This window comes from Micromonospora sp. DT48, from assembly GCF_049844495.1.
Classification (GTDB): domain Bacteria; phylum Actinomycetota; class Actinomycetes; order Mycobacteriales; family Micromonosporaceae; genus Micromonospora.
Map to the genome: position 1 here is coordinate 313,464 of NZ_JBNCLE010000006.1, position 26,375 is coordinate 339,838.

At 71.4% G+C, this 26,375-nt stretch carries 19 protein-coding genes; 7 read left to right on the forward strand and 12 right to left on the reverse strand.

What is annotated here, in order from left to right:
• Positions 1 to 10 precede the first annotated feature (10 nt).
• The 4 genes from ACLQ2S_RS07490 to ACLQ2S_RS07505 all read left to right on the forward strand — a co-directional run bounded on the left by ACLQ2S_RS07490 (position 11) and on the right by ACLQ2S_RS07505 (position 4,781).
• Entirely contained in the window at positions 11 to 1,573 is a 1,563-nt protein-coding gene (locus ACLQ2S_RS07490; RefSeq protein WP_155217156.1) for an AMP-binding protein, read from the forward strand.
• A 387-nt stretch (positions 1,574 to 1,960) separates the two neighbouring features.
• A complete protein-coding gene (locus ACLQ2S_RS07495; RefSeq protein ID WP_425701387.1) occupies positions 1,961 to 3,301 on the forward strand; it encodes a hypothetical protein in 1,341 nt (446 codons plus the stop codon).
• Positions 3,298 to 3,930 carry a hypothetical protein gene (locus ACLQ2S_RS07500; RefSeq protein ID WP_425701388.1) on the forward strand — a complete coding sequence of 211 codons (633 nt, stop codon included), beginning with the start codon at positions 3,298 to 3,300 and terminating at the stop codon, positions 3,928 to 3,930. The genes ACLQ2S_RS07495 and ACLQ2S_RS07500 overlap by 4 nt, the downstream gene beginning before the upstream one ends.
• A 293-nt stretch (positions 3,931 to 4,223) precedes the next feature.
• Positions 4,224 to 4,781: a hypothetical protein gene (locus ACLQ2S_RS07505; RefSeq protein ID WP_155217150.1), complete on the forward strand. Its 558-nt coding sequence runs from the start codon at positions 4,224 to 4,226 to the stop codon at positions 4,779 to 4,781.
• A gap of 27 nt (positions 4,782 to 4,808) precedes the next feature.
• Here the strand turns inward: ACLQ2S_RS07505 and ACLQ2S_RS07510 are convergent, their stop codons facing one another.
• The 10 genes from ACLQ2S_RS07510 to ACLQ2S_RS07555 all read right to left on the reverse strand — a co-directional run bounded on the left by ACLQ2S_RS07510 (position 4,809) and on the right by ACLQ2S_RS07555 (position 20,094).
• On the reverse strand, positions 4,809 to 5,492 hold the full coding sequence (locus ACLQ2S_RS07510) for a response regulator transcription factor (RefSeq protein ID WP_425701389.1): 684 nt from the start codon (positions 5,490 to 5,492) through the stop codon (positions 4,809 to 4,811).
• Positions 5,493 to 5,496: 4 nt separating this feature from the next.
• Entirely contained in the window at positions 5,497 to 6,834 is a 1,338-nt protein-coding gene (locus ACLQ2S_RS07515) for a sensor histidine kinase (protein WP_425701390.1), read from the reverse strand.
• A gap of 126 nt (positions 6,835 to 6,960) precedes the next feature.
• Positions 6,961 to 12,039: a DNA repair ATPase gene (locus tag ACLQ2S_RS07520; RefSeq protein ID WP_425701391.1), complete on the reverse strand. Its 5,079-nt coding sequence runs from the start codon at positions 12,037 to 12,039 to the stop codon at positions 6,961 to 6,963.
• The gene (locus ACLQ2S_RS07525) at positions 12,032 to 14,053 is read right to left on the reverse strand and encodes an SPFH domain-containing protein (RefSeq protein WP_155217145.1); all 2,022 of its coding nucleotides are present in this window, start codon (positions 14,051 to 14,053) and stop codon (positions 12,032 to 12,034) included. Before ACLQ2S_RS07525 ends, ACLQ2S_RS07520 begins: the two co-directional genes overlap by 8 nt.
• 133 nt (positions 14,054 to 14,186) lie before the next feature.
• Positions 14,187 to 14,819, reverse strand: coding sequence for a hypothetical protein (locus tag ACLQ2S_RS07530; protein ID WP_425701392.1), 633 nt, complete (start codon positions 14,817 to 14,819; stop codon positions 14,187 to 14,189).
• A 134-nt stretch (positions 14,820 to 14,953) separates the two neighbouring features.
• Positions 14,954 to 15,550, reverse strand: a complete 597-nt coding sequence (locus tag ACLQ2S_RS07535; RefSeq protein ID WP_155217141.1) for a hypothetical protein — start codon at positions 15,548 to 15,550, stop codon at positions 14,954 to 14,956.
• A complete protein-coding gene (locus tag ACLQ2S_RS07540; protein ID WP_155217139.1) occupies positions 15,547 to 16,053 on the reverse strand; it encodes a sigma-70 family RNA polymerase sigma factor in 507 nt (168 codons plus the stop codon). The genes ACLQ2S_RS07535 and ACLQ2S_RS07540 overlap by 4 nt, the downstream gene beginning before the upstream one ends.
• 330 nt (positions 16,054 to 16,383) lie before the next feature.
• On the reverse strand, positions 16,384 to 17,634 hold the full coding sequence (purD, locus tag ACLQ2S_RS07545) for a phosphoribosylamine--glycine ligase (RefSeq protein WP_425701393.1): 1,251 nt from the start codon (positions 17,632 to 17,634) through the stop codon (positions 16,384 to 16,386).
• A gap of 90 nt (positions 17,635 to 17,724) precedes the next feature.
• Entirely contained in the window at positions 17,725 to 18,642 is a 918-nt protein-coding gene (locus tag ACLQ2S_RS07550) for a type IV toxin-antitoxin system AbiEi family antitoxin domain-containing protein (protein WP_425701394.1), read from the reverse strand.
• A gap of 162 nt (positions 18,643 to 18,804) precedes the next feature.
• Positions 18,805 to 20,094 (reverse strand): adenylosuccinate synthase, encoded by a 1,290-nt coding sequence (locus ACLQ2S_RS07555; protein ID WP_155217135.1) that lies wholly within the window; start codon positions 20,092 to 20,094, stop codon positions 18,805 to 18,807.
• Positions 20,095 to 20,219: 125 nt separating this feature from the next.
• Here ACLQ2S_RS07555 and ACLQ2S_RS07560 point away from each other — a divergent pair, with 125 nt between their 5' ends.
• Together ACLQ2S_RS07560 and ACLQ2S_RS07565 are read left to right on the forward strand one after the other, a co-directional pair.
• Positions 20,220 to 21,218: a hypothetical protein gene (locus ACLQ2S_RS07560; RefSeq protein WP_425701395.1), complete on the forward strand. Its 999-nt coding sequence runs from the start codon at positions 20,220 to 20,222 to the stop codon at positions 21,216 to 21,218.
• A gap of 77 nt (positions 21,219 to 21,295) precedes the next feature.
• Complete coding sequence (locus ACLQ2S_RS07565) at positions 21,296 to 23,287, forward strand: chromosome partitioning protein (protein WP_309223073.1); 1,992 nt, start codon at positions 21,296 to 21,298, stop codon at positions 23,285 to 23,287.
• 3 nt (positions 23,288 to 23,290) lie between these two features.
• On the opposite strand, the gene ACLQ2S_RS07570 is transcribed toward ACLQ2S_RS07565, so the two are convergent.
• Positions 23,291 to 23,719, reverse strand: coding sequence for a DUF3151 domain-containing protein (locus ACLQ2S_RS07570; protein ID WP_155217133.1), 429 nt, complete (start codon positions 23,717 to 23,719; stop codon positions 23,291 to 23,293).
• 252 nt (positions 23,720 to 23,971) lie between these two features.
• Here ACLQ2S_RS07570 and ACLQ2S_RS07575 point away from each other — a divergent pair, with 252 nt between their 5' ends.
• Positions 23,972 to 25,219 carry an LOG family protein gene (locus ACLQ2S_RS07575; protein ID WP_155217131.1) on the forward strand — a complete coding sequence of 416 codons (1,248 nt, stop codon included), beginning with the start codon at positions 23,972 to 23,974 and terminating at the stop codon, positions 25,217 to 25,219.
• Between the two features lie 112 nt (positions 25,220 to 25,331).
• On the opposite strand, the gene fbaA is transcribed toward ACLQ2S_RS07575, so the two are convergent.
• Entirely contained in the window at positions 25,332 to 26,357 is a 1,026-nt protein-coding gene (fbaA, locus tag ACLQ2S_RS07580) for a class II fructose-bisphosphate aldolase (RefSeq protein WP_155217129.1), read from the reverse strand.
• Between the last annotated feature and the right edge of the window lie 18 nt (positions 26,358 to 26,375).

Genomic DNA, 26,375 nt, shown 5'->3' on the forward strand with positions numbered 1-26,375 from the left:
GTACGCGGGCATGGACCTGCCGTTCATCGTCACCACGCTGACTCGGCGGGGCCTGCTCGCCCCGGGCCGCCCCATCCGCGTCGCCTCCCAGCTCAACGCATTGCGGAAATGGGGCTGGAGCCTCGCCGGTGAGCTGCGCCAGGCGGCGGCCCGGGATCCGGGCCGGGTCGCGGTGATCGACGACCGGGGCAACGAGCTGACGTACGCCGAACTGCTCGACCGGTCCATGCGGCTGGCCCGCGCGCTGCGCGCCGGACTCGGCGTCCAGCCCGGCGACCGGGTCGCCGTGCTCTGCCGCAACCACCCCGGCCTGATCGAGACCGTCGTCGCCGCCACCCTGCTGGGCGCCGACGCCGTGCTGGCCAACACCGGGCTCTCCCCGGCGCAGTTGGAGACCGTGGCGCAGGAACAACGGCTGCGGGTTCTGGTGCACGACGACGAGTTCACCGAACAGACCCTCGGGCTGCCGGCGGAGCTGCACCGTCTCGACGAGCAGGCCCGCGAGGACCTGATCGCCACCGCCCTCCCCGGCGAACTCCACCCGCCCGAGCGGGACGGCAGGATCATCGTGCTCACCTCGGGCACCACCGGTGCGCCGAAGGGTGCCCGACGGCCCACCCCGAACGGCTTCGGCCCGCTGGTGTCCATCATCGACCGCATCCCGCTGCACGTACGGGACCGGGTGCTGATCGCCGCGCCCATCTTCCACACCTGGGGGTACGCCGCCCTCCAGGTCTGCTTCGCCCTGCGGGCCACCATCGTGCTGCACCGTCGCTTCGACCCGGCCGCCACGCTGCGCGACCTGACCCGGCACCGCTGTCAGGCACTGTTCGCGGTGCCGGTGATGCTGCAACGGCTGATGGAGACGCCACCACCGGAACCCCGGCCGCCGCTGAAGGTGGTCGCCGTGAGCGGCTCCGCGCTGCCCGGCGGTCTACCGGCGGCGTTCATGGACACCTACGGTGACGTGCTCTACAACCTGTACGGCTCGACCGAGGCATCCTGGGCCTCCATCGCCACCCCGGCCGACCTGCGCCAGGCGCCCACCACCGCCGGGCGGCCACCACACGGCACCCGACTGGAGATCCGCGACGACGACGGTCGACCGGTCACCGTCGGCCGGGTCGGTCGGATCCTCGTCGGCAACGAGATGCTCTTCGAGGGCTACACCTCCGGAGCCGACCGGGAACGCCACGACGGCCTGCTGGACACCGGCGACCTCGGCCGGATCAACCCCGACGGGCTGCTCTTCGTCGACGGCCGGGCGGACGACATGATCGTCTCCGGCGGCGAGAACGTCTTCCCCGCCGAAGTGGAACAGCTGCTCACCCAGCTCCCCCAGGTACGCGAGGCCGCCGTCATCGGCGTACCGGACGCCGACTACGGCCAACGCCTCGCCGCGTTCGTCGGGCTGTATCCCGGCGAGAGACTCGACGCCGAGGCGATCCGCGAGTACGTCCGGCGTTATCTCGCCCGGTTCTCCGTGCCCCGCGACATCGTCTTCGTCAAGTACCTGCCCCGTAACGCCACCGGCAAGGTGCTCACCCGCGAGCTGCGCCGCTACATCGGCTGAGTACCGCGCTGGTGGTAGGCGGCCGTCGGGACTACCGCGACGGGTTGACCCGAGGATCAAACCCGCACCGGATGATTCGCCGCGCCACCGTCCCTAGCGTGTTGGTCGGTGTCCCGGTACGTCGGCGGTGTCGCGGCGAGGTCCAAGCGGCGATCTGGCAAGACGGAATCGGGCCTGGATACCGGTTCGCCGTCTCCCGGCCCGATCCGCCCGCCGCTGTCGCCGGTGGGCGGCCCGGACGACGTTTCCGGACACCGCATCAGGTGGCACCCTGCCCTGCCCGGTGCTACACGGGGGCACCGGGCAGGGTGCCGCATCCGTCGCATCGAGAAGGGTCTGTGCGTGTCAACGGGGAACTGGCTGGACGCCAGGGCGGGCGGAGCACGGTTGTCGAGGCGGGGCGTACTGGTCGGGGGTGGCCTGCTGGTCGGGGGTGGCCTGCTGCTCGCCGGTTGTGGCGGCCGGGAGCGTCCGTCCATCGAGAGCAGGGACGTCGGCTCCGACAGGGACCGGAACAAGCGCCGGCTACGGGAGATCCTCGACCGGCAGACCGAGGCGGTGAAGAACAAGGACGAGAAGGCGTACCTCGCCGACCTGGACAGCTCCAACAGCGACCTGGTCGAGCACGAGCGGATGGTGTTCGCCAACCTGCGCCAGTTCGAGTTCGCCGAGTTCGGCTACAACACCCGTCGGGTGGCCGCCCACGGCGACTACACCTTCGGGCCGGTGTTCCGGATCACCCAGTTGACCGCAGACGAGAGCCCGGTGGGTGCGGCACCGGCAGAGACCTTCCGGTACCGGCTTGCGCCGAAGGACGGCCGGCTGGTGATCGCCGAGATCACGCCGGCGAGCCCGGGTGACCAGAAGGACGCGCTGCTCAGCGGTCCGCCGGCCGACGAGGCGTGGAACATGACCCCGCTGCGGGTGGTGCAGGCCGCCGACAACGTCTGGTTGGTCGGCGACGACAGCGTGCCGGATCTGGAAAAGTTCGCCGCAGCCGCAGCCGCCGAAGCGGCCATCGTGAGAAGGCTGTGGGAGGGCCGGGCCCGCTTCCCCGGCGACGTGATGTACCTGACCCGGGACGACGACAACTATCGGCGGTGGTTCAGCCTCGGCAAGTCGTCGAACTTCCTGCCGGAGATCAGCGGCTTCCAGACGTCACGGACAGGTGTCCGCCAGAACGGCCAGGTCTACTCGGACCAACGCGCCGGCGCCGCCATCTTGATCAATCTGAAGAACATCAGGGACTACTACTCGGGTGAGGACCCCCGGGTCACCATGCACCACGAACTGGCGCACTCGGTGACCGCTCAGCTGCGGGCCACGCCCTCCATCATCTCGGACCTGGGTTCGCCGACCTGGGCGGTCGAGGGCTTCGCCACCTGGGCGACCGGCGTGCGATGGCCGTCGGAGGCGAGCAGATACCGCAGCCAGCTGAGGAACGGCCTGGGCTCGTTCAAGGGCCTGCCGTCCTCGAAGGACTTCTACGGCGCGAAGCGCAGCTTGAACTACCTGTTGGGCTGGTCGGTCTTCGCCTACATCGCCCAGATCAAGGGGCGGGAGGCGGCCGTCGAGTTCTACGCCCAGGTCATCCCGCTCAATGACACGCTGGAGCCGTTCGTGGAGCTACCGATCTTCGACGGCATCTGCGAACGGACGCTCGGCACCTCGGCGGGCGCCTTCCTGGAGGGTTGGCAGCGTTTCGTGCGCAGGGGGGCAGGGGCATGACCGGTCCCGCCGTCTCGCCACCCGGTGGCACCACACCGTCCGACCCGCCACCCGGTTCGCCGGCTGGCCTCCCCGCGACGACGCGGGTACGGAGCTGGCGCCGGGTGCTCATGGTCGCGGCGATCGTCGGTTTGCTCGGCGCACTGGTCGCCGGGGTCGGTGCCTACCTGCCCAGCAACCGGTATCAGGCCACCGCGACCACCGTGCCCTGCCGCCGCGTCGTCTGTATCCCGGTCCTCAAGGCCAGTGCCGTGATCGACGCGCTGAAGGCCAAGGGACACCCCTGTGAGCAGGAGCGGGACCACCACTGGAAATGCGAACTGATGGTCGGCACCCTCACCTTCGAGACCACGATCGAGGAGGTCGAGGGGTTGATCTCCGACGTGAGCGTGCTGGTCGTACGCCCGCCCGACGAGGAGCCGACGGAGGCGGTCATGGACTACCTGCTGTGGCTCGCGGCACTGCCCTACACCGCCGACGAGGCGCTGACCGAGGAGATCAACGACTGGGTGGTCGATCGGATCGAGGCCGACGAGGACGCCGAGGCGGAGATCGGTGGCTACAACTATTACGTCGTCACGAGCAATCCGGGGTCCATCCGCCTCCGGGTCATCGGAGCCCTGCGATGAACCAACGACCACCCGTGCACTACTCACCCGACGGCAGGTACTGGTGGGACGGCATCGCCTGGCGTCCGGTCGCCTCCGGCATTCCGGCTCCGCCTGCGCCACCGGCCGCCGGCCCGTCCACCCAGTCTGTTCCGCCCGCGCCACCGGCCGCCGGCCCGTCCAGTCAATCTGTTCAGCCCGCACCGCCCGTGCCGCCGGTCCCACCTCCCCCGCCGGTCCAGCCCGCGATGCCGGTTCCCGGGCCCCCGATGCCGATTTGGCCTCCGGTCCGGTCCACCGGCCCAGGCAAAGCGGTGACCGTGCTGGTGACCGTCGCCGCGCTGCTGGCCGGCATGCTCGGTGGCGGCGCCGTCGGGGCGCTGGCTGGCACAGTCACCGGCACACCGCCGGGCAGCAGCGAGCCACCGCCGATGCCCGAGAACTTCCCCGAGGGGGACAACCGTTACCTGCCGGGCGTCACCGTCACGCTGATCGCGAAGCAGTGGCTGGAGCGGGCAAACTCGTGGACCTGCGCGGCGGAACCGGACCCCGACCTGGAGCGCGGCAAGTACGAGACCCGGTGCGAGGCACCGGGCGCGGACATCTCTGTTTACGCCGTCATCAATCATGACGACGACGCGAAGGTGACGGGCATCTGGGTCGCCTGCCGCTACCGCACCGGCTCGCGGATGTGCCGCAGCCTCTTCGAGAAGTTCGCCGACGCACTCCTGCAGTCGCAGCGAGAGTTGATCAAGCCGGCCACCGAATGGGCGAAGAAGAACGTCGACCGGGACAGCGCAGCCGTCTTCGGTGGCATCCGGATGGAGATATCCCTGTCGCCGCACGAGATGCAGGCCACCCCGTGGGTGTGAGTCCGGCCGACCGGCGCACCCCCGGCATCAGCCTGGCCGATGCTGGGGTGTCACCAGGCCGGTCTCGTACGCGAGCACGACCGCCTGCGCCCGGCTCGCCAGGTCGAGCTTGCCCATGGTCCGGTTCAGATGGGTCTTCACCGTGGCCTCGGAGATGACGAGATGCTCGGCGATCTCGGTGTTCGACATGCCGCGGCCCACCATCTGGAGCACCTCGCGTTCCCGCGCGGTCAACGCGCGCAGCTCCCGCTTCGGCGCGGGCACCGGGCCGGGCTCGGGCAGCGGCCGGTTCACGTACGTCTCGACCAGCCGCCGCAGGATGCTCGGCGCGAACAGCATCGTTCCGGTCGCCACCGCGTTCACCGCGTCGACCAGCCGCTCCGGTGGCGTGTCCTTCAACAGGAAACCGGACGCCCCGGCGCGCAGCGCCTCGTAGACGTACTCGTCCAAATCGAACGTGGTCAGGATGAGCACCTTCGGAGCCCGATCGGCCGCCGACGTGACGATCCGTTCGGTGGCGGCGATGCCGCCCATCCCCGGCATCCGCACGTCCATCAGGACGACATCTGGTGCGGTGCTCGCGGCCAGCCGGACCGCCTCCTCCCCACTGCCGGCCTCGCCCACCACGGCGATTCCGGGCGTTGCCCGCAACAGTGCGGCGAGCCCGCTGCGGATGAGGACCTGGTCGTCCACCACGAGCACCCGAGTCATCCGCTCATTGTGGACGACGGTGCGAACCGGCATCGTCACCGCCGGTCGGCACCTCGGCGTGGGACTCCGGCGGCGACGGCGTGGGCAGGGTCAGCTGGACGGTGAAGCCGCGCTCGTCCTGCTCGACCCGCACCGTGCCGCCGTACTGCCGGGCGCGCTCGGCCATCCCGAGCAGACCGCGACCCCCGCCGGTCGTCGCCGGGCGCGGCAACCGGCGGGGCCGGTGCCGGGGCCCCTCGTCGGCCACGGTGGCGACGAACCGGTCAGCCTGGTGGTCGAGGGTGACGGTGGTCGCGCCACCCGAGTGGTTCAGGACGTTCGTCAGCGCCTCCTGGAGGAACCGGAACGCGCACAGGTCGGGGCCGGGCGGCAGGGCGCGGGGGATGCCGGTCACCACGGTCCGGACGGGCACCCCGGCGGCCCGGATCCGGGCGATCAGGTCGTCGAGGCGGGCCAGCCCCGGCGCGGGCTGCTCCGGCTCGGGCCGGTCGGTCATCTCGGGCTGCCCCGGGCGCAGGACACCCAGCATGCCGCGCATCTCGGTGAGTGCCTCGCCGACGGTGTCCACCACGGTACGCAACGCCGAACGCGCGGTCGGCGGGTCGGAGGTCAGGACGTACCAGGCGAGCCCCGCCTGGACTGACACCACCGACAGGTGATGCGCGACGACGTCGTGCAGGTCCCGGGCGATCCGCAGCCGCTCGTCGCTCACCGCCCGCCGGGCCAGTTCCTGCCGGTCACGGCGCAACTCCTCGGTCAACGCCGCGAGTTGCTGACCACGCTCGTTGAGACGCCGGGCCGCGCTGCCCAGATAGCAGACGACCGCCGGCCACACCAGACTCTGCGTGAGCGCGGCGAGGAGCGAGCCCTGCCGGTCGAGCAGACCGCCGTACATCCAGACCACGGCTGGCGCCGACGCGGCGGCGACGGTCGGGCCGGTCGGCCGGACGGCGGCGACCGTGTAGAGCGCCAGCAGAGCACCGGAGCTGTTCACCACCGGGTGGTAGCCCAGGGTGATGTATCCCGCCCAGACCGTGCAGAACAGCAACAGTACGGTCACCGGCGCCCGGCGGCGACCCACCAGGGTCAGGGTCGCCAGGCAGGTCAGCGTCCACGCCAGGACGTCGAAGTCGCGGTACAGCCCGGTGGAGTCACCGGCTCCGATACCGAGGCTGACCGCGCCGGTGGCCGCCGCGAGCGTGCCGTCGAGCAGCCACGGATGGCGGCCACCGAGCCTCCGCAGGCGCGCGTACGCCGTCGACCACCGCCCCCCGGCCGACGGCGGGTGCGGTGGTCCGCCCTCCACCGGGTCGCCTGGAAACCCCTCGTGGCGCTGCCGCATCCGGGCACGGTAACCGGTTCCGGTCACCTGCTCGCCTACACCGGTCACCCGGCGGGAGGGGGCCGGGTTGCTCGGTACGCCGGGCCACGCGTTTGTTAGGAAGGGCCCCCTGCTCTACCGGAGGCGTTAATAAGGTGCCCTTCCTTTCCCGATGGCGGCGGCTACGCCGCTGACGCGGTCGGCGAGGAGGCCCAGGGCGCCGACGGCCCGGTCGACCGGGTCGTCGCCGGATCCGCCGAGCGCCTTCGAGCGCTGGAAGGCCGCTTTGACCTCGGCCCAGCGGGCGGCCTGCTCCGGGGTCAGCCGGCCGCGCAGCTCGGCGAGCTTGAGCAGGTTCGCCTCCGCGCCCGCTGCCAAGGTCTGCGCCTCACCCAGGTAGTGGTCGTCGATGATCGCCTCCAGTTCCTCGTCGGTGAGCACCGGGACGATCCGCTCGGCGAGCTTGTTCATGTTCCGGTACGACCCCTGGAGCTGGAACGGCGGTTCGGTGCGGGCATCGTCGGACTGCGCCGCCGAGGCGATGTACGCCTGGTTGTTGGCCAGCACCACCTGCTGCACCCGCAGCAGCTTGCGCAGCACCGAGACGACCTGCTCCAGTTCCACCGGCTCGTACGGATGGGACAGCTGGTCGGCGCGGGCCGACTCGTCGCCACGGGCCATCCGCACCAGCAGCTCCAGGTCGGCGCGGTCCCGGCCGGAGAGCGGTGCCAGCAGCGGATTCGAGGTCAACGCGTTCTCGATGTAGCTGAGCGCGAAGACCTCCTCCCGGCCGGAGAGCACGTCGCCGAGGTTCCACACGTCGGCCCGGTTGGCCAGCATGTCCGGCACCCGGAAACGTCGCCCCGACTCGGTGTAGGGGTTGCCCGCCATGCAGACCGCGAACCGCTTGCCGCGCAGGTCGTACGTGCGGGTGCGGCCCTCCCACACCCCCTCCATCCGGCGCTGCCCGTCGCAGAGCGAGATGAACTTCTGCAACAGCTCCGGGTTGGTGTGCTGGATGTCGTCCAGGTAGAGCAGCACGTTGTTGCCCAGTTCCAGCGCGAAGGAGATCTTCTCGACCTCCTGCCGCGCGGTGGCGTCGGGCGCTTCCGCCGGGTCCAGCGAGGTGACCTTCGAGCCCAGAGCCGGCCCGTTGACCTTGACGAAGACGAGGCCGAGCCGACTGGCCACGTACTCCATCAGGGTGGTCTTGCCGTAGCCGGGCGGTGAGATCAACAGCAGCAGGCCCGACTGGTCGACCCGCTTGCCGTCGCCGGTCGCGCCGAGCTGACGGGCCAGGTTGTCACCGATCAGCGGCAGGTACACCTCGTCGAGCAGCCGGTTGCGGACGAAGGCGTTCATCACCTTCGGCCGGTACTCGTCCAGCCGCAGCCGGTCCCGTTCGACCTCGACCAGCGCGTTGCGTCGCCGCTGGTAGTCCCGGTACGCCGGCACCAGTTCGGTGCGGAACGCCCGGGTCCGGGACAGCGTCTCGTCGAGTCGTACGTCCAGCGTGGAGCCCTCGATGCGCGGGTGGGCGCCGAGCAGGCCGCCGACCGTCTCCGTCATCGTCGCCGCGCTGTCCTCACGGGCCAGGTCGGGGCCGCACAGCTCGACGGCGATCGCCTCCGGCAGGTCGTAACCGGACAGGTCACCCTCGGCGGTGGCCAGGAAGGCGGTCAGCCACGCCTCGATCAGCTGGTACCGACCGGCCAGGTCGTCACCGAGCGCCCGGAGATCCTCGTCGAACTCCCGCGAGGAGCGCGACTGCGGGCCGCCCAGCGCCCGGCGGAACCGGTCCAGCAGCGTACGCGCGCCGCTGCCGGTGACGAACCGTACCGGCGGTGCGGCGAGTTCCTGGAACAGGTACTCACCGGCGAGCGCGGTGCCACCGGGCGGCACCGGAATCCCGGCGTCGCGCAGGAACACCTCGATCGCCTCACCCAGCTGGCGGCAGAGCAGGTCGGCGGCGTCCGCGCCGTCCGGACGACCGAACCGGGCCCGAGCCCGGGCCAGCGAGGCGGCCCGCGCCGTCCACGTCGACCGGGCCGGCTCGTCGGTGGCGTACCGCCAGAAGAGCTGGGCGGCAGCGCGGTCAGCGGGCGGGTAGCGCAGCAGCCCGGCACCGGCGTGCAGGCGAAGCAGCACCCGCAGGATCTCCGCCGCGTCGTGATCGTGCACGCCGCGCTCGTAGCCCTCGTCGTAGCGGGTCTCGGCGATGCCCCGGACCAGGTTCCGCAACCCGTCGCCGTCGACCGCCACCGCGTGCAGCGTGTCCAGGTCCAGCCCGTCGCGGCCCGCCTCAGCGGCAGCGAGGATCGCAGTGGCCAGGTACTCGGCGCGGTAAACCTGCGCCGACTCGGAGACCAGCAGCTGGTCCCAGAACCGTCGGGTCTGCTGGAACTCCTCGTCGCGTACCGGGGCGCGGTAGTCGGTGCCGGTCACCGCCACCACCATCCGGCCCTCGGCCGGCACCACCGCCACGTCGATCGGCTGGGTGTTCACCGCGAAGCGGTGCCGACCCAGCCGGATCGTCTCGCCGCCGTCGGCGTACAGGTCGAGACGGTCGCGCAGGCCACGCCCGGCCTCCTGGCGGGCCGCCCGCACCCGGCCGTCCAGCTCCTCGGCCCGCACCGTGTCGCCGAGGGTACGCAGCTCCTCGACCACCGCGCGCAGCTTGTCCACCATCGGATCGGCGGCGAAGTAGGTGTTGATCTCGTCGAGCGACCCGAGGGTGCCGGCCCGCCGATGCACACTGACCAGGATCCGTTCGGCGGAGGTGACGAGCCGGTCGGCGCGGCGGGCCCGCTCGTCCAACAACGCCTGCTTGCGGGAGGAGAACGCCTCGTAGATGTCGGTCCGCCGGGTGGCCAGTTCGGCGAGGAAGTCGTCGAACTCGCCGAACCGGGACTCCAGCTCCTCCACCCGCAGCAGCAGCCGACCCAGTTGCTCGTCGCAGCGCTCGGCGGTGTCCGCAGCGGCCAACGCGCCGGTCACCGCCTGCCCGAGCAGGGCGAACTCGGCGGCGAAACCGGCCCGGCCCTCGGCGGCGGCCAACTCCTGGCGGCGCTTGTCCAGCACGGCGCGAGCCCGGTTGACCGCGCCCAACACCTCACCGACGCGGCCCAGGATGCCGGTCCGGACGGTCGCGTCGGCGATGTCCAACCCGCCGACCACGTCGGTGATGGTCTGCAACCCGTCGGTACGGGCGGCCAGCTCGTCGCGGACGGTGGCCGCCTCGGCGACCGTGCCGATCGTGGCCGCCTTGGTGGAGAGCTGCTCCACCTCCTGCTGGTATCCGCTGAGTGCCTCGTCGCGCCGCAGGAACTCCACCGCCCGGCGGCCGGCCACCGCCAGTTCCTCGTCCAGCCGCTCGGCCAGCTCGTCGATCCGGCCGTGGTCGACGTACCGCAGCTCACGCAGCGTCTCCAGGTGCCCCCGGGCGCGCCGCAGCCCGCCCAGCTGGTTGACCCAGTCGTCGGCGGTCAGCGGTGCCTCACCCCGGGCCCGGCGGGCCAGCGAGGCGATCTGCTCGGCGCTGTCGTCCAGGGCGGCGCGGGCCCGCTCGGTGAGCGTACGAACCTTCTCGTGCTCCTCCAGCACGGCGGCTGCGGTGCGGCGCAGCCCGGTCAGCGGCGTGGCCAGGTCACCGAGTTCGTCCTCGCCGAGCCAGTGGTAGTGGTCGACGATCCGGGCACAGGCGGCGATCAACGCCTCGTACACCCCGGCGGTGGCGGTGCCGTCGACCATCCGGGCCGCCGACAGGCAGTCCGAGATGCCGCGTACCAGGTCGGCGTTGCCGACTCGCTCCAGCGGCCCGGTGCCGGCCGGCTGCGCCGCCGCGTACGCGTCCGAGACGTACGGCGTCTGCCAGACCTGCATCGGGTGCACCCGGGTCGGTTCCTCGGAGACCGCCCGGAACACCACCAACGTGCCGTCGTCGAACAGCGAGAAGCCGTGGCACGGAATCGGTGCGGCGACCTCCTTGCGGATCGCGTTGTACGGCAGCAGCAGGGTGCGCCCGTCGGCGCGGGCGTGGAAGACGTAGAGCACGTCCTCGCCGTTGGGCGAGCGGACCAGCCGCTCGAACTCCAGGTCCGACACGTCGGTGTCGAAGGTCCTGGTGACGCCGGTCGCCAGGTGGTAGCCGCCCGGGAAGATGATGCCGTGGTCCTCCGGCAACCGCTGGCAGGCGACACCGATGCCGTCGAGCCGGACCACCTCCCGGGTGAGCGTGTTGAACACCAGGTGCCGCCACTGCGTCTCCTTGTACGGCCGCAGCCGCAGCAGGATCAGCGGCCCCACCCGGGCCCAGTGGACGTCGGCGTCGGCGAGGCTCTGCAACGGCTCGTCCACCGGCTCGCTGTAGATGCCCTCGCCGACCTCGGTGTTGTTCTCCACCTTCACGGTCAGCGTGCCGCCGACCGTCTCCACGAAGACCTCGCCGTCGATGGAGATGTGCGGGTGCCGGCCGAGGACGTGGTCCTCGCGGGTCGTCTCGATCCACTCGAAGTCGTGCGACGGCGGAAAGACGTGGTCCCGCTCGCCCCGGCTGTCCAGGTACTCGGGTGTGCCGTCGACGCCGACCCGCCACCGCAGCACCCGGATGTCCTCGGTGCGCGGCCCGGTCTGGAACACCGCCAGCAGCCGCCCGTCGACCCGCCGCAGCTGCAACAGGCGGGCCTGGCGGTAGTAGCGGTACAGCTCACCGAAGTCCCGGACGAACTGCGGGTGGCGGAGCAGCCCGGGCAGCTCGTCGTGGCCCGCCGGGTCGAACCGGAACCCGGCCGTCTGCGTCCCATCCGACTCACCGGACTGGCCCGGCTCCCGGCTGAACCGGTGCAGGGAGAAGACGTCATCGACGGAGGTCTCCGGCTTCAACCCGATGAAGACGTTGTAGCCGAACAGCATCAACCCGCCCACCGAGACGATGTCCCGGGGTACGCAGTTGTGCTCCGTACGGATCCGCTCGGTGCTCAGCAGCCGCAGTTCGGTGCTGCCGAAGACCTCCAGTCGGCGGGCGTTGAGCGCCTCCGCCCGCCGGGCCAGTTCGGCCGCCTGGGTGGCGAGCCGTCGGCGCAGCACCTCATAGCTACCGTCGTCCGGTCCCGGCCGGGTACCGACGTCCGCCGCTCCCGGCCCGGTCGGATCCGGGGCGGCCGGCGCCGGTCCGGCGTCGCCGGGCGTACGCCCGACAGCGGCCGGACCGGCGGTCGGCTCACTCACCGGCGGACTGCCGTGGGCCGGCCAGCGCGGCTACCGGGGTTTCCGCCACCCCGAGGCGCTGCGCCGCCTTCAGCAGTTCCTGGAGCTTGCCCTTGTCCGCGCTACCGGAGCGCATCTGCTGCATCAGGAAGGCCGACAGGGTGAGGTTCTGCAGGCCGGCGGTGTCGATCGAGCCGACCATGCGGGCCAGGTCGTCGGTGAAGCTGGCGCTGCCGTCCAGCCACGGCTGGGCCAGGCTCTTCGCCACGTCCGAGTGGGCCACGAACCCGTCCACGCTCTTGCCGAACGAGATGGAGCTGAGCAGCCTGTCGAAGAAGACGCTGTCCCCGCCGACGATGTCGATGTTCGCCTTCTCCAGGCCGGTGGCGACCAGCTTGGCCTGCGCCTCGGCGACCTGACGCTGGGTGTCCAGCCCGGCCAGCCGGACCTCCTTCTCCAGCTCCAGGCGCAGCCGGTACTCCTCGTGCTCCCGGGTCGCCTCGTCCAGCGCGGCCATCGCGGCGGCCTTCTCGGTGAGACCCTCGGCCTCGCCCTTCAGCTTCTCGCGCACCGCCTCGGCGGCGGCCACGGCCTTCTCCCGCTCGACCGCAGCCTCTGCGCGGCCGACCTTCTCGATCGCCTCGGCGCTGCGCTCCTGGACCTGCACGTCGGCCAGACCGGCCGCTGCCGCCTCGGCCTGGGCGCCCTCGGCCAGCCGGATCTTCGCCCGGGTGTCCAGCTCGGCGGCCTGCTGCCGGGCCTCGGCCAGCACCAGTTCCTCGCGGGCCCGGTGCTTCGCCGCCGCCTCGGCGGCCTCCGCGGCCTTGATGTCCTTGACCAGGTTCTCCTGCGCCTCGGCCTCGGCCTGGATGACCAGCGCCTGGCGGGTCCGCTCGGCCTCCTCGACCACCCGCAGCCGCTTGATGTTCTCCTCCTGCTCGGCCACGGTCTTCTCCACCGCGATCCGCTCCCGGACCACCTCGGCGATGGCCCGCTTCTCGGCCTCGACCTCCTTGTCCTTGGCGATCGTGCTCAGCTCGGTCTCCCGGTCCCGGCTGATGACCTCCAGCAGGCGGTCCTTCTCGATCCGCTCGGTCTCGATGGCGATGACCCGCTCGCGGTTCTTCTCCGCGACCGCGATCTCCCGCGCCCGGTTCTCGTGCTGGATACCGAGCTGCTCGTCGGTACGGATGTTCGCGGTCTCGGCGCGCAGCCGCTCCTCGGCACGTACCCGGGTGATCTCGGCTTCCTCGCGGGCCCGCACGGTCTCGATCTCGCGCTGCTGCTTGGCCTCGGCGTCCGCCTGCCGCCGCTCAAGCTCCAGGATCGCCTCCCGGGCGTCGACGTTCTGCCGGGTGATCTCCTTCTCCTCGCTGCGGCGGAACTCGTTGGTCCGCACGTGCTCCAGCGCGGTCAGCTCGGTGATCTTCCGGATGCCCTGGGCGTCGAGGATGTTCTTCGGGTCGAGCTGCGACATCGGCGTCTGCTCCAGGAAGTCGATCGCCGCGTCTTCCAGGCTGTAGCCGTTGAGGTCGGTGCCGATCACCCGGATGATCTGGTCCCGGAACTCGTCGCGCTTGGTGTAGAGGTCCACGAAGTCGAGCTGCTTGCCGACCGTCTTGAGCGCCTCGGAGAACTTCGCGTTGAACAGCTCCTGGAGCGTCTCCCGGTCGCTGGCCCGCGCGGTGCCGATCGCCTGCGCCACCTTGATGACGTCCTCGACGGTCTTGTTGACCCGGACGAAGAAGGTGATCCGGATGTCGGCCCGGATGTTGTCGCGGCAGATCAGACCCTCGTTGCCGGTCCGTTCGATGTCGATCGTCTTGACCGAGATGTCCATGATCTCGGCCTTGTGCAGGACCGGCAGCACGACCGCGCCGGTGAAGGTCACGTCTACCCGTCGGACCTTCGAGACGATCAGGGCCTTGCCCTGCTCGACCTTGCGGAACAGCCGACTGATCATGAACACCACGCCGAGCGCGACGAGTAGGACGACGGCGAGGAGTACGCCTATACCGGTGGTGATGACATCCATGGGTTGGGCGCGCGTGCGGTGACGACCGGCCAGCGGGCCGGGCGGGACGCCGCGCATCCTCCTTTCGGGGGGCGGCAAGGGGCGGACCGACGGAAGGGGTTTGACCGGCAGCCCGTAGCGGGTCGGTGGTGAGCTATTCGGGGATGTGTCTCATCGGGTCGAAGGCGGGTCCGGCGGGCATCACCCAGAAGAACTCACCGTCGGTGTCGTAGTCGTAGATCAGCGCGGAGCTGCCGGCCGGCATCTTTTCGTCACCCGGTTGTCGGATCTGCACCACGGCCGAAGAACCATCGGCCGCGGTCACCTCCGCCTGACCGAAGTCGGCGGTCACCGTACCGGTCCGCACGACGCAGAGGCGACCGACGAAGGCGTGCCGAGTGGCGTCCGTCTCAGTCGGAAAGAGCCGGCTCAACGGCGCGGCGACCAGGCGGGTCACCAGCCACGCGCAGGCGGCGGCGGCCAGCAGGACACCGACCGACACGGCGATGCGGGTGCCGGAGCCCAGGCCGAGGCCGTCGAGCAGGACGGTGCCGGCCAGGCTGACGAACCAGGCCACCGCCACGAGCAGGGAGAAGATGATCGCACTGGGCACTCCGCCCAGGCCGAGACCGGCCAGCACGGTGCCCGGCACCCCGTCGACGTCGAGGTCGTCGCCGAGATCCAGGACACCCGTCAGCACCAGCAGCCAGTAACCGACGACGACCACCAGAAGGAAGCTGAACAGGACGGTGGGGAAACTGAGCGCCGCACCGAGGAAACCGATCACCGCGTTCTCCTCCCCGTCCCGATGGGTCCTGACCAGCCAACGGCACGATGATCGTGACATGGGCTGTCAATGCCCGTGGGTGGCCGATCGGTTGGTCCGGGCGACCTGACCAGCCAAGATCGAACACGATACCCTCAGCGGAGGTTGGCCTTGATCAGGGCATCCAGCGCCGCCGCCCGGACCTCGGCCTCGGTCGCTGTCACCGCCATGAACCAGCTGCACCCGTCCGGTGCCCACGCCGACAGGTAGGCGGTGGACGTCGCCGGTTCGTCGGTGGCCAGGATCTGCGCACCGGACGGCACGCTCACCTCGCGCGGCGTGCCGGGCAGGCCCTGCGGTGCTTCGAAGTCGAACACCACCACCACCCGGGTCACCGGGCCGGTTCCCTCGTACGCCGACCGGATGCCCGCCGGAACGACCTCGGGCCGAGGCATCCGCAGCACCGCCTCCGTAGCGTCGACCCGCCGCAGACCGGGCGGCAGGCCCCGCAGCTCGGGCATGACCGGGCTGGCCGACGGCTCGGCGACAGTGCGCGGGGGATCGCCGTACCACTCGGTCACGGCCATGAACACCGCCAGCCCGACGACCGCGCACGAGGCGAGCGCGGCGGCGGTGGCCCAAACCCGTCGGCGACGACGCAGCCGGGCCCGCACCGCCGGCAGCGGATCCCCGGTGGGCGGCCCGGTGTCGGCCGTCCAGAACTCGCGCAACGTGTCCCGGATGTCGGTCACCCCGCCACCTCCCGTTCCGCACGTACCCGGGTGACCGGCAGCTCGGCCCGCAGGGTGCCGAGGGCGCGATCGCGCAGCGACCGGACGGTCGCCGGGCGACGCCCCGTCGCCGCCGCGATCGACTCGTCGTCCAAGTTGTCGAGGTAGGTCATGACCAGCACCACCCGCTGCATCGGGGGAAGCCCGGCGAGCAGCCCGCGTAGGTGATCGTGGTCTGCCTGGCCGTACTCCCCGGCCGCCGCCGACGGTGGAGCGGCCCCGGCCGACCGCAGCCGGCGGACGACCGCCCGCAGCCGGCTCACCTGCAGCCGGACCATCGTGACCTTCGCGTACGCGAGCAGACCGCCCTCGGCCACGAGCCGGTGCCACCTGGTCGCCATCCGCACGTACGCCTGGTGGAGGAGCGCCTCGGCCTGCTCCGGGTCTGCGGTGACCGCGCGTGCGTACCGCCTCAGCACCGGTGCGGAATCGCGTACGAACGTCTCGAACTCGTCGGCGTCCATGCCACCTCCTCACCGGTAAGTAACGCCACCACCGGTGCGTCGAGTTGCAGTCCGGCCCGACGGGATTTCCCCGACGGGCGGTACAACTCGCGACAGTGCGGAGATGAGCACCATCAGCGCCGAGCGGACGGACCCTGCGGCCTCCCCCTCGACCCGGGCAGACCGTAGCAACGATCAGGGTCGGCCCATCACCCCGAAAGGCATACGAGTCAATGTCGGCATGCGACGCCTATGTACGCACAGCACGGCCACCCCACCGATTCGTGGTGAAGCAACCAAAGTGGACCGTCGGGCACCGGCTTCGGCCGAACCGGCCGGCACCCGTCCTGGTCAGCGGGGAACGGTGATCCGGCCGTCGACCGCGGCGGCGGCGATGTCCCGGCGGTAGTGCGAACCGTCGAGGGTGATTCCGGAGACGATCCGGTAGGCGGAGGCCCGGGCGGCGGCCAGGTCTCCGCCGGTGGCCGTACCACAGAGGACCCGGCCTCCGGCGGAGATCAGGGCACCGTCGGCGGCCCGGCGCGCGGTGCCGGCGTGGATCACGCCAGGCTGCTCGCCCCCGCTGATCACATCACCGGTACGCGGCCCAGCCGGGTAACCCTCGGCCGCGACCACCACCGTCACCGCGGCACCGGAACGCCAGCGCAGCGGTGGGTGGTCGGCCAGCGTGCCGGTGGCGGCGGCATGCAGCAGCCCGCCCAACGGCGTCTCCAGCAACGCGAGCACCACCTGGGTCTCCGGGTCGCCGAAGCGGGCATTGAACTCGATCACCCGGGGGCCGTCGGCGGTGATCGCCAGCCCGACGTAGAGCAGCCCGGCGAAGGGGTTGCCACGACGGCGCATCTCGGCCAGCGTCGGGTGCACCGTGTCGCGCATGACCTCGTCCACCAGACCGGGCGGTGCCCACGGCAGTGGCGCGTACGCCCCCATGCCGCCGGTGTTCGGCCCGCTGTCGCCGTCGCCGACCCGCTTGAAGTCCTGCGCCGGCAGCAGCGGCACCGCCGATTCGCCGTCGGTCACCACGAACAGCGACACCTCGGGACCGGCGAGGTACTCCTCGACGACGACTCGGCCGCAGGCGCGGGCGTGCGCCTCAGCCGTCGCGCGGTCGTCGGTGACCACCACGCCCTTCCCGGCGGCGAGTCCGTCGTTCTTCACCACGTACGGCGGGACGAATTCGTCCAGGGCGGCGGCCGTGCTCGCCTCGTCGGTGCAGGTGTGGGCGCGTGCCGTGGGGACACCGGCGGCGGTCATCACCTCCTTGGCGAAGGTCTTCGAGCCCTCCAGCCGGGCGGCCTCAGCCGACGGGCCGAAGACCGCGATGCCCTTGGCTCGGATCGCGTCGGCCACCCCGGCGACCAGCGGCGCCTCGGGCCCGACGACCACCAGGTCCGCGCTCACGTCGACGGCGAGCCCTGCCACCGCCACCGGATCCACCAGGTCGACGGCTCGCAGTTCCGCCACCGCCGCGATCCCCGGGTTACCCGGTGCCGCGATCAACGCCTCGACGGACGGATCGTCGGCCAACCTCAGCGCGAGCGCATGCTCCCGCCCGCCGCTACCAAGAAGAAGAACCCGCACGCCGAGTCATCCTACCGACCGCCCCGCCAACCCTGTTGATCAAGAAGTTTTCGTCTCGAAAAGGGCGTCCGCGCGACCAAAAGCTCTTGGTCATCTACGCAGGGCGCGGCGTACGGTTTCCGGCACGTAATCGGGTCGGAGCGTGTCGGACCAGGTGAACCGGAGGATCCGCCAACCGGCGTTGACCAGGCGGTTCTGCCTGACCCGGTCCTCGAAGACCGCCTGCGGCGTGCCATGCGGGGCCGCGCCGTCCGCCTCGGCGATCACCCTGGGTCCACGCCAGCCCAGATCGCCGATGCCGAGCAGGTACCCGTCGTCGTCGCGCACCTCCAACTGGAGGACATCGGGCGGGACACCTCCGTCGACGCACCGCAGACGGGTACGGGTCTCCAGCGGGGACTGCGCCCGACCGTCGGCCTCGGTCAGCCGCTGCCGCGCCGCCACCGCTCCCCGGCGGCCGGTGAGCAGCGCCGGGATCGCCGCGAGGTCGGCCTCGGTGAGAAGCCGCCGGTTGAGCGCCGAATCCAGGACACATACCGCCGGGTACCGGCCCACCCGGAGGATGACGTCGGCGACTGTTCGTACGGCACTGGTGGCCGGGATCCCGGCGACCGTGCCCACGTCAGCCGGCCCGAGCGTGAGCTGGTGCACCACCAGATCGGGATCGCTGCGGCGCTGCGGTCGAGGGTGGTCCGGCGGTACTGACACGTGGATCGTGGACGTGACCCTGAGGCCGGCGATGCCGTGCAGTTCGGCGGCCGTGTCGAGGACCGCCACCGCCTCGGGGCCCAGGCTGTCCACCGCCGCGCCGATCCGTGCCCGACGATGACGGAGCACGTCCTGCACCGGCCCTGGTACGAAGCGCCCACGCGCCATTCTCGTCCAGCGGCCCGACCTGAGCAGATGCCGGATCTGCTCACGGGTGTAGCCGGCGGACAACGCCTGCGCCGCCGTCACCACCCCGCCTTGGTCGGACGCCAGCCGACCCAACACCTCAGACGCATTCATCCACCCACTCTGTCCACCACCGCCCCCACCCCGCAGCCCCTGTGGACAACCACCCACCCCGCCGCAACCCCGCCGTGTTGATCAAGAAGTTTTGGTCAGATCAGCGCGATTTCTAGACCAAAACTTCTTGATCAACAAGGAGGTGGGGGTGGGTGGGGGCTGTTAGGGGAGGAGGGGGTGGCGGGTTACGTTTTCTTCGCGGCCGGGGCCTACGCCCACGACGCTGACCCGGGTGCCGGTGAGTTCCTCGATGCGGGCGATGTAGCGGCGGGCGTTCTCGGGGAGGTCCGCGTCGGTCCGCGCCTTGGTGATGTCCTCCCACCAGCCGGGGTGCTCCTCGTAGACCGGCACGGCGTGGTGGAAATCCGTCTGGGTCATCGGCATGTCGTCGACCCGCTTGCCGTTGATCTCGTAACCGACGCAGATCGGCACGGTCGGCAGCCCGGTGAGCACGTCCAGCTTGGTGATCACGAGATCGGTGACGCCGTTGAGCCGGCAGGCGTACCTGGCGACGACCGCGTCGAACCAGCCGCACCGGCGTTCCCGCCCGGTGGTCGTGCCGTACTCGTGGCCGACCTTGCGCAGGTGCTGACCGTTGTCGTCGAACAGCTCGGTGGGGAACGGCCCGGAACCGACCCGCGTGGTGTACGCCTTGCTCACCGCGATCACCTTCGTGATCGCGGTCGGCGGGATGCCGGCACCCACACACGCCCCACCGGCCGTCGGGTTCGACGAGGTGACGAAGGGATAGGTGCCGTGGTCCATGTCGAGCATGGTGGCCTGGGCACCCTCCAGCAGCACGATGTCGCCACGGTCCAGCGCGTCCCAGAGCAGCGCTCGGGTCTCCGCGATGTACGGCCGCAGCCGCTCCGCGTACGCCAGGTACTCCTCGATGGTGGCGTCGACGTCGATCGCCTTGCGGTTGTAGACCTTGAACAGCACCTGGTTCTTCTCGCGCAGTGCGAGTTCCAGCTTCTTGCGCAGGATGCCCGGGTCCAGCAGGTCCTGCACCCGGATGCCCATCCGGGCCACCTTGTCGCCGTACGCGGGACCGATGCCCCGGCCGGTGGTGCCGATCCGGGCGCTGCCCAGATACCGCTCGACCACCCGGTCCAGCGCCCGGTGGTGCGGCATGATCAGGTGCGCGTCGCCGGAGATCCGCAGCCGGGAGACGTCCACGCCCCGCTCGGCCAGGCCGTCGATCTCACTGAGCAGCACCTTCGGGTCGACCACCACGCCGTTGCCGATGACGATCACGGCGTTCGGGGAGAGCGCCCCCGACGGCATCAGGTGCAGGGCGTACTTCTGCCCGTCCGGGGTGATCACCGTGTGGCCGGCGTTGTTGCCGCCGGAGAAGCGGACGACGTAGTCGACCCGCTCACCGAGCTGGTCGGTAACCTTGCCCTTGCCCTCGTCGCCCCACTGAGCACCGATGAGCACGATCGCTGGCATCTTCTCGCCTCCAGAAGGCTCGGGTGCCAGATGGCGACCGGTCAGCGAGCCCGGGGTGTCAGGTTAACAAGTAGTGACGGCACGACCGGCAGGGGTCGTGTCAGGAACAGCAGGAGGAGCTACCCGTGTACGACGTGGTGCTGCTCACCCTCGGCTCCGAGCGGGACGCTCCGGGGGCCGGGTGTGGCAGCGGCGGAGCCTGCTGTGGGGGTGGCACGGACACCGCCACAGATCGCGAGGAACGCTGCGAGACTCCGCGCGTACCGGTGCTGACCTGCTCCGATGCGCTGACCGCCCGAGGGGCCCGGGTCGAGACGGTGACCGCCCGCTCGGACGCGGAGATCGACGAGGTGCTGACCCGGCTGGACGGGCCGCCTCGACCGGACGGCCTCACCTGGCCCGACGCCGACGCCAAGACCCGGCTCGTGGTCGCCGTGGCCGGTGACGCACAGTTGCGCGCCGTATTACGCCGCATGGTCCGGCGGTACGCTCCGCCGCCCAGCCGCCGCCCGACCGACCTGGCCGACAACCGGACAGTGCCGGACCTGCCGGCGGTCGGCGTACTGCCACTCGACCCGGCGCGCGGCACGACGCACCGCGATCTCGCCGCCCAGCTCGGGCTGCCCCGCGACCCGGCGGCCGTGGCCGCCGCCGTGCTGGACGGCACACCGCGCCGGTTGGATCTGCTGCGTCACGACGGCGGCTCGGTGACGTTGGACGGCGCGCTGCTCGGCGCCGCCGGTGAGGACGGCACCCCGCTGCCCTGGCGTGGCCGGGTGGAGGTGGACGACGCCGTGTTGTCGCACGGTGACGAACCGCTGCTCGCCTGCGCGATCGGCAACGCGGGCGGATACGCCCGGCTCGACGACGTGACGTTGCTGGCCGGACCCGACCCGACCGACGGGCTGGTGGAGGTGGCGGTGGCGGTGCCGGTGGTCACCCGGTCACGGTTGGGTCGACGCCGGGTACGCCTGGAGGTCCGGCGGGCCCGGGGCCGGGCCGCGTCGGTGCTACCTCGCGACGAGGCGGCGCTGCCGTACCTGGACGACGGGGTGACGGGACAGCTGACGCGTAAGCGGTCCTGGTGGACCGAGCCGGGCGCCTGGGCGGTCTGGGCGGCCTGACCTGCCCCGGCCGGCGCACCCCGGGCCCCGGGTCGGCCCCGGGGCCTATCCTCGTCAGGAGGAATGGGGAGGACACCGTGGTGGACGACAACGCCGACCGGGTGCACGTGCCCGGTCAGCCAGGGATGCCGGAACGGGACATCGAACCCCTCTGGCCACCGGAGCAGATCGACGGCTTCGGCGCGCCCGGGTGGGATGCTCCGCCACCGGTTCCACCGACCGTGCCGCCTCCGCCGGCACAGCCGTCGCCCGGCCAGCCGACCGCTCCGTCACCGAGCCCAGGACCGGCCTATCCGCCCCCGGCAGCCGGGCCCACGCAGCCACCGGAACGGCCGACACACGCGCCCGGTGCTGCCCGGCCGCCCTCGGCCACGGACTATCCGTCGTTGACCGCGCCGAACGCCGCCGGTTGGGAACCGGCACCGCAGCCCGGGCCCGCCCAGGTCGACCTGGACCTGCCCTTCACCCTGGACCGGCCGACGGCCGCCCCGCCCGCCCGCGACGGCGGGTCGGTCGACCCGCAGGACCGGCCGGACGATGCGGCGACCACCGCCGAAACCGATGCCGGTACGGCACCTGGGCACCGCCCGCAGACGGAGTCGCCGTGGGCGCATCCGCCGCAGCGTTCCGGCTCCGAGCCTGCCGCTGCGGCGGAAAACCCTCAGCAGCAGGCGCCCCCGCCTGCCGAGACCGCGACCGGGACGGCCCGCCCCACCTGGGCCGCACCGGCCCAGCCGCTACCTCCGATTCCGCAGCCACTGCCGCCGACGCCCCAGCAGTCCGGCCCGTACCCGTTCGCGGCATCGCCGTCACCGCACGGCAGCGCGCCGGTGCCACAACCCGGCGCTCCGCTGCCGCCCGTGAGGCCCGAGCCGGTGCCGCCCGTCTCCCCGCCCGCCGGCCCACCACCGGCGGACGCCCAGCCCGCCACACCGCCCCAGAGCGAGTCGGCTGCCGCGCCGCCGGACCTGGCAGCGCCGCCCGGCCCGTTCCCGCCACAGCCGGCCTGGAACCCCGCGCCCTGGCAGCAGAGCCCGCCGCCGGCCGTGCCACCGGCACCTCCGCAGCCCTACCCGGCGACGAACCCCGTGTCCCGGGTGCCACCGGCGTACGCGGACCCGGCCTGGACCCCGGAGGCCGGTACCGCGCCCACCGCCGAGGACTTCGCCCGCCGTCGGCAGGTGCGCCCGGCCGAGCCGGTCGCGACGACAGGGATCCGTGCCGTGGTCAACAAGACCGGCCTGGTGAAGCTGCCGCCCGGGCGGCAGGAGTTGGAACGCAAGCGGGACATCGAGATGGTGCGCCGCAACTTCGGCGGGCTGCGGCAGGTGACCGTGGTCAACCCGAAGGGCGGCGCCGGCAAGACCGTCGCCATCCTGCTGCTCGCCATGACCTTCGGTCAGAACCGTGGCGGATACGTGCTGGCCTGGGACAACAACGAGACCCAGGGCACCCTGGGGATGCGCGCCCAGCAGGACTTCCACTCCCGTACGGTGCGCGACCTGCTACGGGATCTCGGCCAGTTCCACGGTGCCCAGGGGCGGGTCGGTGACCTGTCCCAGTACGTCCGCTCGCAGGGCGAGGGAATGTTCGACGTGCTCGCCTCCGACGAGTCGGCCACCGGCGGTGAGATGCTCACCGCCGCCGCCTTCGGTGAGATCCGCGAGGTGGTCAGCCGGTTCTACAAGCTGATCTTCGTGGACACCGGGAACAACGTCCGGGCGCAGAACTGGCAGGCCGCCATGGATGCCACCGACCAACTGGTGGTCACCATGTCCGCCCGTAACGACTCGGCGGAGACGGCCGCCCGGATGCTCGACCACCTGGAGCAGAGCGGGCGGCAACGGCTGGTCCGGCAGGCGGTCACGGTGGTCTCCATGCCGCCGTCGCGCAAGGAGATCGACCTGCCCGCGATCCAGGAGCACTTCGCCGCCCGCACCCGCGCGGTGCTGCTCGCCCCGTACGAACGCCTCATCGACACCGGCGAGCCACTGCGGTACGCGCAGCTCTCCACCGCCACCCGCGACGCCTGGCTGAAGATCGCCGCCTCGGTGGCCGAGGGCCTCTGAGCGTCAGTTGCTGGCCAACGCGTCGGCGGCGGCGGGATCGCAGTCACGCAGGAACTGCGCGCAACGGGCTGCCTCGTCCGCCTCGGCGATCGCGTCCGCCGCCCGGGACAGCACGTAGAGGCAGCGCAGGAAGCCACGGTTCGGTTCGTGCGACCACGGCACCGGCCCGTGCCCCTTCCAACCGTTGCGCCGAAGCTGGTCCAGACCACGGTGGTAGCCGGTGCGGGCGTACGCGTACGCCGGCACGACCTGGCCCTGCTCGAACGCTCGGGCGGCCAGCGCCGCCCACGCCGCGCTGTGCGTCGGGAACCGGGCCGCCACCTCGGCGAAAGCCTCGTCGCTGCCGGTCTGCTCGGCGCCGGCCAGGGCGGAGTCGGCCTCGACGTGCGCGGGCAGGAGCGTGGCGGGCGGCTCAGGTAGGAGGTTCTGCATCGCCCCATTCAACCCGCTTCGCACAGCGGACCGCGAGGGGGCCCCGCCGAGCCGGTCGGCTGAACGGCCGAGAGGTCGCTCACGCCTGCGGCCCATGCCGTCCTCCGGCCCCATCCACTACAACTATGGATCCGGAGCCTCCCCAGGAACCGGAACGCGGGAGCCCGGCCAGGCCGCCGGGCTCCCGCGCCAAGATCGGCGTCGCCCGGGGTCCGCTCCACGGCGGTTGCGGCGGCCCGGCAGGATGGCCCGATGCCGACTCCACCCCCCGCGGACGTCATCGAGCCGCACACCTGGACAGACGAGATCCAGACCCGGGCGGAGTTCGACCGGCGGCTGGCCACCGGCAGCTTGGTCGGGCTCACCGTGCAGGGGCTCCGCCTGGATCTGGCACCGGTACCCGACCTCACCGAGGTCGAGGTGGCCGGGACACTCTTCGTCGGCTGCCGCTTCGCCTCCCGGCAGGTCGGCGCCGACCTGGTCCGCCGGGGCGCCAACGTGGTGCCGCCGTTCTCCAAACTGCCGTACCCGACCCAGCCGTCCCACCTCTACACCCCGGAGGACCTCGCCGCCGGCTTCGCCGAGGGCGGTTTCGCGGCGATGTACGACAGCCGGGTGTACGCGCACTTCCGCGCGCACGGCGGGGCGATGCCCGATGTCCGGGAGGCGCTCGGCCAGCGGCTGCACGACCACGGGGTGGACAACGCCCTCGCCGACGCCACTCGCGCCTGGCTGGCCACCCACGGGCCGCAGTCGGTCGTCGGGGTGATGGGTGGGCACGCGGTCCGCCGTGGCAGTGAGGCGTACCGGATGGCCGCGGTGCTGGGCTGGGAACTCGCCCGGGCGCACCGGCTGGTGGTCACCGGCGGCGGGCCGGGCGTGATGGAGGCCGCCAACCTGGGCGCGTACCTGTCGACCCGGCCGACCGAAGACCTCACCGCCGCCATCGACCTGCTCGCCACCGCGCCGGACTACACCGATCACGACCGCTACACCGCCGTGGCGCTGCGAGTACGGGAACGGTACGGGCGGTCGGTCACGCCGCCGGTGAACGGCACCGAGCCGGTGACCGCCTACCGGGCGGACTCGGCCGCGCTGGCCACCGGCGACCTGGACTGGGCGGGCTGCGGAGGACTCGCCGTGCCGACCTGGCTGTACGGCCACGAGCCGGCGAACCTGTTCGCGGGCCGGATCGCCAAGTACTTCTCCAACGCCATCCGGGAGGACACCATCCTGCGGCTGGCCCGGGGCGGCATCGTCTTCGCCCCCGGCCGGGCGGGAACCGTGCAGGAGGTGTTTCAGGCCGCCACCAAGACCTTCTACGGCACCGACGGGGCGAGTGGCGCGTACGTCTTCCTGGACCGCGCGTACTGGACCGAGGAACTGCCGGTGGAGTCGCTGCTGCGTCCACTGTTGGCCAGCTCGCCGTTCGGCGACCTGTCGGACACCGTGCACCTGACCGACGACGTCCACGAGGCCGTCCGCCTGCTGACGGCGTAAGGAAGGGCACCTTGTTAACGCCTGGTGTATAGGAAGGGCCCCCTATTAGCAAGAACGCGACGGGCGGCCGGCCCAAGTCGGGCCGGCCGCCCGTCCGGGCGACGTCAGTACGTCACTTGGTCATCGTGGTGCCGGTGGAGCGCAGGTGCTCGCAGGCCTCCGCCACGCGGGCGGCCATGCCTGCCTCGGCGGCCTTACCCCACACCCGGGGGTCGTACATCTTCTTGTTGCCGACCTCGCCGTCGACCTTGAGCACGCCGTCGTAGTTGCGGAACATGTGGTCCGCCGCCGGACGGGTGAAGGCGTACTGGGTGTCGGTGTCGATGTTCATCTTCACCACGCCGTAGTCGAGCGCCTCGCGGATCTCCGAGAGCAGCGAGCCCGAACCGCCGTGGAAGACCAGGCTGAGCGGCTTCTCCTTGCCGTACTTGGCGCCGACCGCCTCCTGGATGTTGTTCAGGATCTCGGGGCGGAGCTTGACATTGCCCGGCTTGTAGACGCCGTGCACGTTGCCGAAGGTCAGCGCCGCCATGTAGCGGCCCTTCTCGCCCAGGCCGAGCGCCTCGACCATGGCCAGACCGTCCTCGACGGTGGTGTAGAGCTTGTCGTTGATGGCGTTCTCGACGCCATCCTCCTCACCGCCGACGACACCGACCTCGATCTCCAGGACGATCTTGCCCTTGGCGGCCTCGTCGAGCAGCTGGGCCGCGATCTCCAGGTTCTCCGCCACCGGCACGGCCGAGCCGTCCCACATGTGCGACTGGAACAGCGGCTCCTCGCCCCGCTTGACCCGCTCCTGGGAGATGGCCATCAGCGGACGGACGAACTTGTCCAGCTTGTCCTTCGGGCAGTGGTCGGTGTGCAGGGCGATGTTGACCGGGTACTTCTTGGCCACCTCGTGCGCGTACGCCGCGAAGGCCACCGCGCCGGTGACCATGTCCTTGACCGAGGGGCCCGAAAGGTACTCCGCACCACCGGTGGAGACCTGGATGATGCCGTCGCTCTCCGCGTCGGCGAAGCCCTTGAGCGCCGCGTTCAGCGTCTGCGAGGACGTCACGTTGATCGCCGGGTACGCGTACCGGCCGGCCTTGGCGCGATCCAGCATCTCGGCGTAAGCCTCGGGGGAAGCGATGGGCATGTCGAACGCTCCTTACTT

Coding starts and splice junctions, on each gene's coding strand:
- ACLQ2S_RS07550 (WP_425701394.1), bottom strand. CDS start 18,642: ATGAATGCGTCTGAGGTGTTGGGTCGGCTGGCGTCCGACCAAGGCGGG.
- ACLQ2S_RS07490 (WP_155217156.1), top strand. CDS start 11: ATGGACCTGCCGTTCATCGTCACCACGCTGACTCGGCGGGGCCTGCTC.
- ACLQ2S_RS07510 (WP_425701389.1), bottom strand. CDS start 5,492: ATGACTCGGGTGCTCGTGGTGGACGACCAGGTCCTCATCCGCAGCGGG.
- ACLQ2S_RS07525 (WP_155217145.1), bottom strand. CDS start 14,053: ATGGATGTCATCACCACCGGTATAGGCGTACTCCTCGCCGTCGTCCTA.
- ACLQ2S_RS07575 (WP_155217131.1), top strand. CDS start 23,972: ATGCCGACTCCACCCCCCGCGGACGTCATCGAGCCGCACACCTGGACA.
- fbaA (WP_155217129.1), bottom strand. CDS start 26,357: ATGCCCATCGCTTCCCCCGAGGCTTACGCCGAGATGCTGGATCGCGCC.
- ACLQ2S_RS07555 (WP_155217135.1), bottom strand. CDS start 20,094: ATGCCAGCGATCGTGCTCATCGGTGCTCAGTGGGGCGACGAGGGCAAG.
- ACLQ2S_RS07500 (WP_425701388.1), top strand. CDS start 3,298: ATGACCGGTCCCGCCGTCTCGCCACCCGGTGGCACCACACCGTCCGAC.
- ACLQ2S_RS07570 (WP_155217133.1), bottom strand. CDS start 23,719: ATGCAGAACCTCCTACCTGAGCCGCCCGCCACGCTCCTGCCCGCGCAC.
- ACLQ2S_RS07540 (WP_155217139.1), bottom strand. CDS start 16,053: ATGGACGCCGACGAGTTCGAGACGTTCGTACGCGATTCCGCACCGGTG.
- ACLQ2S_RS07515 (WP_425701390.1), bottom strand. CDS start 6,834: ATGCGGCAGCGCCACGAGGGGTTTCCAGGCGACCCGGTGGAGGGCGGA.